This is a genomic window from Micromonospora sp. WMMD1076, from assembly GCF_029581475.1.
GTDB classification, from domain to species: domain Bacteria; phylum Actinomycetota; class Actinomycetes; order Mycobacteriales; family Micromonosporaceae; genus Micromonospora; species Micromonospora aurantiaca.
Map to the genome: position 1 here is coordinate 4,801,390 of NZ_CP120862.1, position 11,329 is coordinate 4,812,718.

At 72.1% G+C, this 11,329-nt stretch carries 3 protein-coding genes; 1 reads left to right on the forward strand and 2 read right to left on the reverse strand.

Annotated elements, in window-relative coordinates; translation table 11 throughout:
- Positions 1 to 44 precede the first annotated feature (44 nt).
- Complete coding sequence (locus O7622_RS22570; RefSeq protein ID WP_282310195.1) at positions 45 to 908, reverse strand: hypothetical protein; 864 nt, start codon at positions 906 to 908, stop codon at positions 45 to 47.
- Positions 909 to 1,294: 386 nt separating this feature from the next.
- Between O7622_RS22570 and O7622_RS22575 the strand changes: the two genes are divergently transcribed.
- Positions 1,295 to 3,901, forward strand: coding sequence for a LuxR family transcriptional regulator (locus tag O7622_RS22575; RefSeq protein WP_282310196.1), 2,607 nt, complete (start codon positions 1,295 to 1,297; stop codon positions 3,899 to 3,901).
- A gap of 19 nt (positions 3,902 to 3,920) precedes the next feature.
- Here the strand turns inward: O7622_RS22575 and O7622_RS22580 are convergent, their stop codons facing one another.
- The gene (locus tag O7622_RS22580; RefSeq protein WP_282310197.1) at positions 3,921 to 11,324 is read right to left on the reverse strand and encodes a SpvB/TcaC N-terminal domain-containing protein; all 7,404 of its coding nucleotides are present in this window, start codon (positions 11,322 to 11,324) and stop codon (positions 3,921 to 3,923) included.
- Positions 11,325 to 11,329: the final 5 nt, after the last annotated feature.

Consider the following 11,329-nt stretch of genomic DNA (forward strand, 5'->3'; position numbering starts at 1 on the left):
CCATGCAGTGCGTCGCCGCGGACCAGCCACGAGGCCACCGTACGTTACTCGATGAAGACCTTCACGGAGTCGGCCAGCCCGTCGTTCCGATTGACGCCGACGAAGAATTCGCTTCCCACATGGGTGACATCTTCGATCTCGTCGGCCAGGTTGTTACCCGGAATTCCGATGTCGCTCTCCACAATGCCTCCGGACCAGTTGTACTGGTACACCCAGTTCCATCCGGTAGCCGGCGTCGAGGTGTTGATCGACTTGGTGTTCCAGATATAGTTCTCGGAGCAGTCGATGCCTTGGTCGGAGCGATTGTCGTGACTCGTCAGGTTGCTCTTCACCAGCGTCCATCCACTCGTCAGCGCACCGGCGCCGGGATGGGTCCACAGGCTACCCAACCGTCGGGCAGCATACTTACCGGCTCCGCCCGCAGCCGTCGCGCTGTAGCAGAGGCCGCTGATGTTGCCTATCGGCAGACGCACCTCCCCGGTTGTGCCGATGGATCCGTCGGCGTTGAGGCGTACGATTGTCACCTTGTCGCTCGGAAACGCGGATTGGCTCCCTTGAGTGGCGATCAAGGCCGGGCCCTGGCCCAGATAGTTCGGGTTGTAGGCGAGGTCGTTGCCGTGGCCAAGCGCGGGAATGGAGGTCGGCGCCCCGGCGCAAACCCAGCTGGTGCCGTCCCAGGTCGAGCCGTCGCGCAACCACCTGGACAAGACAGGATCCGCGCCGGCTGCCTTCGTGAAAATGATGTAGAGCTGGCCACCCGACCCTGCCACCATGCCTTGCATGACCGTGCGACCCGCCTTGCACGCACTGCTGTTCGGGATGTTCAGCCGCTCCGCCCCACTCCTGTTCGTGGCAGCGTGGGCAGAGGCTGCCGGAGCTATAGCGATGCCGATCGAAAGTGCGAGCACGGACGCGACGCTTGATAGTTTCTTCACTCGGCGTCTCTCCTCCAGGGGTAAGGAGGGAGCAGCATATCAGTTGATGCCAACTCGTTAATATCGCATTGTTGGGGCAGTGAGCCGCGCTTCGCGTACTGAGCCCGCCCGACCGCGGAGACGAGATTTCCGTGTTTGACCTGGGGGTCGCGTCCGCGCTGGTGGCGTAAGAGACGGCCATCGCGGGCTCCGGTCCGATGTCATGCGGCGCCCGTGTCGCACCGACCAAACCTCTGCGTTGCTGAAGCACCGCACAGCCGGCCCGGTAGCTCCCGCACGGCCCGATGCGTAAGAAAGCCGTCACTTCCTGCTGGATATCGCACTGACACAGGTCTCTCTCGCCTGGCATCATCCCCTTCATGGGGCGGCACCTGCTGGAGCGTGACGCCGAACTCGGCCTGCTGGCCGACGCGGTCGCCGGCGCGTTCGTCGGGCAGGGCTCGATCGCGCTCGTCACCGGCGAGGCGGGTATCGGCAAGACCAGCATCGTGCGGACGTTCGCCGACCGTGTCCGCGACACCAGCCGCCTGCTGCTGACCGCCTGCGACGATCTGATGGCGCCCCGGACGCTGGGAGCGCTGCGGGATGCCCCGCTGGCGGCGGACAGCCCGCTCGCGGTGGCGCTGGCCGACGATCGCCGGCCCGACCGTGTATTCCCTGCGCTGCTCGACGAGCTGGCACGCGAGGCGCCGACCGTCTTGGTCGTCGAGGACGTGCACTGGGCCGACGACGCGACCCTCGACCTGCTGCTGTACGCGGCACGGCGGATCGAATCGATCGGCGCGGTGCTCGTGCTGACCTACCGCGACAGCGCCGCCGAAGCACAGGGGCCGCTGCACCGCCTGCTCGGTGCGCTTGCCGGGTGCCCGGTGCGCCGCATGCCGCTCGCCCCGCTGTCACCGGCCGCCGTGGCGTCGCTGTCCGCCGGTACCGGCCGGGACGCTGCCGCCGTCTACGCCATCACCGGCGGCAACCCGTTCTTCGTCACCGAGTCGCTGGCAGCCGGCGACGACGCACTGCCGGCCAGCATCGTCGAGGCGGTGCTGGCCCGGTTCCGTCAGCTCAGCCGGCCGTGCCGCGATGCGCTGGCGCAGCTGAGCGTCGTACCCTCGTACGCCTCGTTCGACCTGGCGGGCCGGCTGCTCGGCCCGGCGGTCGACGTGCTGGCGGAGGCGGAACTGGCCGGGGTCGTGGAGGTGAGGGCCGACAGCCTGACGTTCCGGCACGAGCTGGCCAGGCGGGTGGTCGAGCAGAGCCTGCCGACGCTGCTGCGGCGCCGGCTCAACCAGGCGGTAGTGACGGCGCTGCGGGCACAGGGCCGGCCGGAGCAGGCCCGCCTCGTGCACCACGCGGTGCAGGCCGGTGACGTGGCGACGCTGCTGGAAATCGCGCCGGACGCCGCGCGGGAGGCCGCCGCGGCGGGTGCGCACCGGCAGGCGCTGGTGCTGTTCGAGTCGGTGCTGCCGTACCTGCCCGGGCTGGCCGAGGCGGAACAGGCCGCTGTCCTCGACGACGCCGGGTGGGAGCTGTACAACGCGCACCGCTTCCAGGACGCGGTGCGGTCCGGCCGGGAGGCGGCCCGCCGGTACGAGCGGCTCGGTGACCGCGTCGCCCAGGGCGGCTGCCTGGTCAGGGTGTCCCGTCACCTGTTCATGACCGGCATGACGGACGAGGCCGAACAGGTCGCCCGGGAAGCGGTCGACCTGCTCGGTGCGGCCGGCGACGACGCGGCACTCGCGCACGCCTGCCTCTACCTGGGTGCGATCCTCGCGCTTACCGGCCGGCCCGAACTCGGCGTGGCGTCGCTCGAGGTGGCCCGCCGGCTGGCGGCCCGGTCCGACCAGCCGGGCCCGGCCGTGCTGTGCCTCAACTATCTCGGCGGCGCCAACGCCGAACTCGGCGATCCCACCGGCCGCAGCGACCTGCGGGCGAGCATCGCCGCCTCCGTCAGCGGCGGGTTCTACGAGTACGCGGCCCGCGGCTACACCAACCTGGCCGAGCTGCTCTACCGGGAGGGCAGGCTGACCGAGCTGGACGACTGCGTCCGGGACGGGCTGTCGTTCACCCGCGAGCGCGGCTTCTGGTCCCACGCGTACAACCTCGAGGTACACCGCTGCCTCCTGCTGCTGCGCCGGGGTGATTGGGCCGGCGCCGAGGCGGGTCTGCGGCTGCTCGTGGACAGCGTCGACGACCCGGGGATGCTGTTCGCGTACAGCGAGCCGTGGCTGGCGCGGCTGGCGGCCCGGCGGGGCGCCCCGGCGGCCGGTCCGCAGCTGGCCCGGGTGTGGGAGCGTGCCACGGCGCAGCGGCTGCAGATCGGCGTCGCGTACGCCGGCATCGCGTACCTGGAGTGGGCCTGGCTCGCCGACCGGCCGCACACCGCCCGGGCGGTCGCCGACCAGTTGCTTCCTCGCCTGCAACACCCCGGGGCGGCACTGTTACTGTCCGAGGCGTTGCGCTACCTGGCGTTGACCGGCGTGCCGGTGACGGCGCTGCCGGGTGGACCCGAGCCCTACGCCTCCGTGCTGCGCGGTGACTGGCAGAGCGCGGCGGCACAGTGGCGGGCCGTCGGCGACCCGTACGAGACCGCCCTCGCGCTCGCCGGGTCCGGCCGGGTGAGCGAGACGCTGGAGGCGGTGCGGATGCTCGACGATCTCGGCGCCACTGCGGCAGCGGACCGGGTCCGCGACCGGCTGCGGGCGTTGGGCAGCCGGGTGCCCCGCGGCCCGCAGCGGCAGACCAGAGCCAACCCGGCCGGGCTCACCGAGCGGCAGCTCGGCGTGCTGCGGCTGCTCGGCGCCGGGTTGACCAACGCCGAGATCGCCGACCGGCTGGTGCTGTCGGTGCGGACTGTCGACCACCACGTCGCGGCGGTCCTTGTCAAGCTCGGTGTGCACTCCAGGCACCAGGCGCGCGCGGCCGCCGCCGATCTCGGGTTGACCGACCAGCCGGAGCTGGTCGGGTAGCGGTGGCCAGGCGGACGCATCACAGCTTCGGCGGCAGCATCCTGACCGGTGCTGTCCCGTGGACCTGCTGGTGCGCCATCCGGACGGCCGCGTTGCTGTAGCACCAGAAGTAGATGTTCGCGCCGGGCTTGCCGGCCATTACGTTCGCCTTCGAGTAGTCGGCGACGTTCCGCACCTTGAAGTTCCAGCCCCTGAACTCCCCCTTGTCGAGGCGGTAGAAGTAGTCGTGGAGCAAGCGGCCCGAGAAGTTGCCCTTCGGGTCACCGTGGGTGCCGGACCACCAGGTGGCACGGGTGTTCGGCGGCAGGTCCAGCAGGCGCAGCGTCATCTCCGCGTACTCCCGTGTCTCACCCGGGTTGCCCGTCACCGGGTGGGGAAAGGAGATCCTGCCGTTGTGCTCGTAGACGACGGCGCTGTTCTGGGCACCGCCCTCCCTGCCGATCGCGATGACCCGCCGGCCGGGGTATGCCACCTCGGCCCGCAACTCGTCCAGGCTGCGCTCGGTGCCGCCGGTCGGCTGTCCGTGGTACACGACTTCTGGCGGGTGCGGCTCCTCGAAGGGTTGTACCTCCCGGGTGGGCGCGGTCGGTGCCGGCGTCGGGGACGGTGCGGGTGGCTTCGGGTCGTGGTACGTCGACGCGTTGCGGAAGTGCGGCAGGCCGGCGAACGGCCCGGCGATGCCGGCCACCACAGCGCCGGCTTTCAGGGCCCGGCCCTCGTCGGCGGAACTACCGCCGGACCACCGACTGATCATCAACGTGATAACGCTGAAGAGGCCGCCTCCGACCAGGTCCTTGTGCCGGACGGACATCTCGCTGTAGGAGATGTTTCCCTCCTCCCACGGCTCGACCGGCGGGGTGTAGCCCGGCGGCGCGAAGACGCTGCGGCTGCGGGTGGAGTCGAGGTAGCCGAGTTTCGGCGGGGTGCCGCTCGCCGGTGGGGCGGCGGCGGGCTTGCGGTCGTCCTCCGGCGCGAGACCCGACGGGTCCTTCAGGACCGTGGGCCGGTTGGCGGCGTACTCGTACAGGTTGAGGCCACCGGCGACACCGATCGGGTCGGTGGAGGTCCACCTGCCGAGCCAGGGCGCGTAGGAGCGGGCGTCGTGGTGGCACAGTCCGGTCTCGGTGTCCCGCTCCCTGCCCAGGTACCGGTACCGCTTCGGGGTCTCGGTCTGCGCCCGCGCCGCCTGGTAGGCGGTGCTGCCGTACGGGTGGTACTCCTCGTACGAGATGATCCGGGCGGCGTCGTCCAGCTCCAGGGTCGCCGAGCCGAGCTGGTTGCCGTGCTGGTAGCGCACCAGCGTGGCGGCACCCGGATCGGTGCCGGCGGTACGGGTCTCGACCAGTGCCACCCGTCGGTCACCGTCCTGGATGTGCAGGGTCTGCCGTTCCAGCGTCACGGTCACGCCGTCGCCGGCGTACTCCCGGTGGACCTCGAAGCCGTTGAGGTACCGGCGTTCCGACGCCCGGGTGCCGGGGTGGCCCGTGGTGGACGCCCGGACGGTCACCTTGCGGACGCGCCGGCCGTCGTCGTCGTAGACGGCGTACGTCGTCTCCGGGCTGCCCGCCGCCACCGTCTGCCGGGCGGTCGCGACGAGCCGGTCGGCGTGGTCCCAGACCAGCAGCGACAGGTGCGGCATCGATGTCATGTTGCCGTGCGGGTCGTACGTGTACGGCTCCTCCGGCCCTGCGCCGACCCGGGTACCGGCCAGCTGGTTCGTGTCGCCGTACGTGTAGCGCCGGGTCCAGCCGTCCGCCGCCCCACCTGACGTGTGCGCGACCTCGAGCAGGTTACCCGCGTCGTCGTAGCGGTACCGCTGGGTGTACCGGGCCAGGGCGGAACCGTCGCCGGGGTGGACGAGACCGGTGCGCGGGCCGTCGGTGGGGCCGGGTGCGGCTGGGCCGTCGCCGACGTGTTCGCGGCCGGTCGCCTCGGTCAGCCGGTAGTGCGCGTCGTAGGTGTAGTCGTTGTGCGGGTCGACGAGCTGGTTGCGGAAGTACAGCGCCTGCTGCGCCTCGTCGCGGATCGACACCACGTTGCCGACCGGGTCGTAGGTGTAGCGCAGGTCCTGCAGGGCTTGCGCGCCGCGGCGGGTCAGCAGCCGGTCCAGCCGGAACGTGCGCGGGTCGTACTCGTACGTCGTGACGACGCCGTTGCCGTGCTCGACCCGGGTCCGCTGACCCTTCGCGTCGTACTCGATGCCGGTGACGGCGGCGACGTCAGGCGGGCCGCCTGGTGCGGCGCTCGGAGTTTCGGTCCCCGCGCCGACGGCCGGGCGCCGCAGCCAGACGTCGAGCCGGGTCAGCAGCCCGGCCGCGTCGTAGCTCGGGCGGCCGATGTCGGCCGTGGGCGTGCTGTGCGGTGCCACGGACAGCACCGGCCGGTTCCGGGCGTCGAACCGGGTGGCGGACCGGTACGTCTCCGCCTCCAGCACCACCGCGCCGGACCAGTCCGGCGGTGCCTGGTACTCGACGGCGAAGGTACGCGTGACAGCCGTCTCGTTGCCCTTGAAGTCCCGCTGTCCGGTGGTTGCCAGGCCGGCGCCGTCGAACGTCCGGTGCGCCACTCCGCGCAGGTTGCGTTCGCGGGCGTCGGGCAGCGCTTCGCCGTACTCGACGCGGCTGACCACCCGTTCCGGTTCGCCGTCGACGCGCACAAGTGTTTCGGTCGGCCGGCGCAGCAGGTCGTACCGGGTACGGGTGTGGTGGCCGCGGCTGTCCCAGACGTGGCAGGGGTTGCCGGCGAGGTCCGGCAGAACGCGCCGCTCTCCCGCGTCCATGGTCGACGACCGGATCCGCTGCCCGTGCGGGGTGCAGACGTGCGTGACGACGGTCCGCCCGAGCGGGTCGACGACGGCCCGCTCGTTGCCCTCGACGTCGAGGATGCGCCGTGTCCGCAGCCGTGCGGCGCCGGCGAGCTGGAACGACAGGTACTGCCGCCCCTGGCTGTTCAGATGCGTGACGGACGGGGTCGCCGCGTGCGCCGTCGCCTTCACCGCCGCCGACCGTTCGGCCTCGCCGAGCGCCCCGCCGGCCCGTGCGTCGTGCCAGGTCGGCAGGTACTCGTCCCGGGCTAGCCGGGCGACGAACCCGCCGGTGACCGGGTCGAGGTCGGGCCGGTCGAGGACCGTGTCGTTGCGGTCCCAGTGTTCCTGCCGCCAGGGGTCGACAACCGTCTTGTCGTAGCTGTGGTCGGGATGCAGTGTCGCGACGACCCGGCCCGGTGCGTCGTAGCAGGTGATCGCCGCGACTCCGGCGGTGCGGGCGAACTCCGGGCGGTGGCTGTGGCTGAAGAACGGTTCGTAGGCGCGCACCGGCCGTCCCTTGCTGTCCCGGACGGTCCAGCCGCTGCACACCCAGCGTGGCACGCCGCCGGGCCCGTCGGCCACCCGCGCCTTGCGCTGCAGCTCCTGACCGGTCCCGTCGGTGTACACGACGGTGTGCTCGACGGCGGTGACGGCGCCGGGGGCCAGGTCGGTGCCGTGCGTCACCCGGCTGATCGTGTGCGCCGACGGTCCGGCCGGTTCGGGGTCGTCGCGGGTGCGCCAGAAGCCGAACAGGTCATGGACCGTCCGGGTGGTCGCCGGGCCGAGCAGGCTGAGCGGGTCGGCGAGCGGGTCGGCGGCGTCGGCCTCGACGTCGGCCTCGGGCAGGTCTGCCACGAAGCCGTCCGTCGAGTCACCCTCCGGCCGGTCGGCCTTGCCCAGTACGGCGGTGCCCGCGACGAGTCCCAGCGCGTCGAACATGACGGCGGAGCGGTTGTCGTTGACATCGGTGACCTGCGCGAGCTGCAACACCCGGTAGTCGACGACGGCGCGCGTGCGGTTGCCCAGCGGGTCGCGGGTGCCGACCGCGAACAGGTCGTACCGGTCGTAGTCGACGGTGCTGGTGGCGCCGTACGGGTCGACGAACCGGCGCGGTTGGAAGAAGTGTCGGCGGGCCTCGGCCAGCTCGCCGGCCGCGGTCGTGTCCTGCGGGGTGAACGACACCAGCCCGGACGGGGCCCACCAGTCGGCACCGTCGCGCACGTACCCGGCCCCGGCCAGGGTGGCGTCGTCGACCCGATCGCCGTAGACGCCCGCGACGAGGCCGGCGGTGAGCGCCAGACGCTGTGAGTCGTACCGGATCGCCAGTGACTCCAGGACGCCGAGCGGCAGTGGGCCGGTGAGGTCGTCGGCACGGTACCGGCTGCGGCTGTGCGCCAGCAGCCGCCGGAACGGGCCCCCCGGCGGTGCGGTGTCGACGGCCTCGTAGGGCAGGTCGTGCGTGCCGTCGGACGCCGCCGCCAGATGGCCGCCGAGTTCCTCGACGGTGTACCGGCCGGCAACGGGTGCCGGTACCCCGACGAGCTCGAAGGAGCGGCTCTCGGCCGCCTGCGGTGCCCGGTACGCCGATCCGGTCACGACCGCGTTGGTGAACCGGTGCTCGGCGACAGTCACCCGCAGCCGCGCCTGCTCGACCCGGTCCACGGCGGACAGCGCCGGGTCGGGACGGCGTCGCCCGTACGCCACGGAGGCGCTGCGCAGAACGTTGCCGAAGTCGTCCACCGCCAGGGTGATCACGTGTTCGACCCGCGGGTCGGCGACTGATGCGCCGTCGATGATCCACAGTGTTCGTTCGTGGTGCATCCCGAGCGTCTCCCGCTCGTGCGCCAGGAAGACCGCGTGCCGGTTGCCGGCGCACGGCTGCAGCAGACGGATCGTGGCGTTGTGTTCGGAGACCGCGTACGGCAGGCGTTCCCGTTCACTGCCGTCGAGCCCGTACATCTCCTGGCGCAGCGTCATTCCCTTGAGCGCCCGGGCCGCCTGCCGGGCCTCGTCGGCGGTGAGCCCGGCCGGAAGCACGGTGTCGGCGAGCAGGTCGGCGGGTCCGCCGCCGGGTTCGGTCCAGTACTCCTCGGCGTACCGCCGCGAGACCTGCCCGCCCGGGTCCAGGTCCCCGGTGTGGAACCAGGTCCGGGTGTACACCGGTGGCGCCGGGAAGTCCTCGCCGGTGGGCTCGTCGGCCGCTGCTCCGATCCGCTCGCTGTCCCACTGCTCGACCATCCCGAAGCCGCGGAACTCGCCCTCGACCCCGTCGTAGGCGCCGTGGTGGTAGGCGTACCGGGTCACGAACCGGTTCGGGACGACGTGGTCGAGGGTCTCGATCTGCTCCACCACGTGGACCGGGAACGGCAGCCGGGTGGCCCACTGTCGGCCGGCGGCCCGGTCGGCGAGGAGGAACGTCGTCGACGACGTGTAGGTGATCCGGGTCTCGCCGCCGAGGTTGTTGCGCGCGCCGACGAGCAGGTACGGCTTCACGCCGCCCATGAGGTCGGCGTAGCGGATCTGGTGCCCGGCGTCGCCCGGCAGCGGCGAGGACCACACCAGGCACGCGGTACCGGTTCCCAGCAGGTCGATCACGTCCACATCGGTGCCGGGTGCCGTGACCGGAAAGGCGGTGAGGCTCCGCATGGGCGCGTAGCCGTTGCCGGACTCGTTGAGCCACACCCGCACACCGTCGGCGGCCAGGTAGATGAGGTCGGCGAGCCCGCTGCCGTCGATGTCGGCCAGCCGGACCCGCGACGGGTCGAACGTGTCGGCGGCGTCCAGCCGCAGCGAACCGGCCATCGTCACCTTCGCGCCGAACCGGCCGTGGCCGAGGTTCGGCCAGTAGCAGACCTCACCGACCCGGACCCGGACCAGGTCGGCCAGCCCGTCGCCGGACATGTCCGCGAGGTGCAGCGACCCGGTGCCGTCACCGAACACCCCGGACAGTCCGCGCGCCTCGTCCGCGGCGACCGGCGTCGTCCGGGGTGCGTCGAAGCCGTCCTCGCCGAGCGACGGGTACCAGGTGACGACGTCGGTGTCGGTGAGCAGCACCTCCGCGCGACCGTCGCCGTCGAGGTCGACCAGGCGCAGCCGCGGGTCGGCGAAGTCGACGGTCGGCAGCGCACGGAACGGGGTGAACGGGCTCCAGCCCAGGTTGTCGTCCCGTTCGAAGAAACCGGCCCGCCCGGGCATGAAGTCGACCACGTCGAGCCGGCCGTCACCGGCCAGGTCGAGCAGGCGAATCTGCCCGGGACCGGCGGAGGCGGGTGCGGCCGGCAGGGTGCGCGCGGCGGCGATCCGCCCGCCGCCGAGGTTCGGATGGAAGTGCCACGCGTCCGCCTGGTCCACGAGCAGACCGGGGACGCCGTCGCCGTCGAGGTCCACCCACCGCCCGGCCGCCTGGCCGAGCCCGGCGGGCAGGTCGGCGAGGGTGGTGGCATCGAGTTCGTGGACCGTGTCGTGCAGCTGCGCCGGCTGGTAGTCCAGCTCCAGCGGCGGCAGCGACCGGCGTAGGTAGCCGTCGCCGGTACGCCGGTAGCCGTGCCGGTCCACGACGGCCAGCAGGCTCGCGACCGGCGAGTCCGTGTAGGACACGTCCGTCGAGGAGACCAGGCAGTCCGTGCCGACGCCGGGCTCGTCCGGGAAGTGGTGGAACATGAGGATGCGCCGGCAGCGCCGGGAGGTGCGCACCTCGAACCCGGCCCGGTACGTGGAGAACGGATCCGGCCGGCCGGGCCACGGCCGGGTCTCGGCCGGCGTCGGGGCGCCGGGGTCGTGCTCGCCGTAGTCCAGCACGACCTCGAAGGACCAGTCCATGGTGGCCGGGTCGGTGTCGACCAGGCGTGAGCCCCGGTTGCCGTAGCGGATCCGCTTCAGGTACCGGTTGGCGGACACCCCGGCGGGTGTGCGGTGGTGCAGCGGCACGCCGGTGGCGTCCTCCGCCTTGTACTCGTAGACGACCGCGTTGCCCCGATCGTCGTAGCTCTCGCAGACGAGCCAGCTGAACACCCGCCGCGGGTCCGCCGGGTCGGCGATCCGGGAGCCGGCGTCCTGGCCGTACACGGTGGTGACACCGTCCCGGCTCACGGTCCGCCAGTGCACCACGCCGTCCGCCGTGGACGTCCAGCGCTCGATGCGGGTGAACACCCGCTCCACCCGGGGACGGTACCGGTCGATCCGGTGGCCGGGCACCGTCAGGCCGACCCGCCGCCACACCCCGCCGTTCAGGGCCATCTCCGGAACCAGGTCCTCGGCGTCGCCGAGCACGAAGACGTCGGACTCCAGCGCGTCGGCGTAACGGGGCAGCGTCTTGTCGGTCTTGCGGGTGACCGTCGGCAGGCCGAGGGTCCAGCCCAGCCCGAACGGGCCGTTGCCGCGTCCGGTGTCGTAGCTGAGTGCGAGGGTGGGCCCGAAGCCACCGCGGCCGGGGCTGACGGCGACCGGGACGGTGAGCGAGCCGGTGCCGGTCGCCGCGTTCGCGGTGAACTTCTCCCCGATCCCGCGGATCCCGCCACCCCCCTTGGGCAGCGTGATGACGGGCGCGTCCGCGAACGACGGCGCTTCCCCGTCCGTCGTGACGCCGGCCGGCGTGCCAGGGCGTGCGTCGGCGGTCATCGGTA

Coding starts and splice junctions, on each gene's coding strand:
- O7622_RS22575 (WP_282310196.1), top strand. CDS start 1,295: ATGGGGCGGCACCTGCTGGAGCGTGACGCCGAACTCGGCCTGCTGGCC.
- O7622_RS22580 (WP_282310197.1), bottom strand. CDS start 11,324: ATGACCGCCGACGCACGCCCTGGCACGCCGGCCGGCGTCACGACGGAC.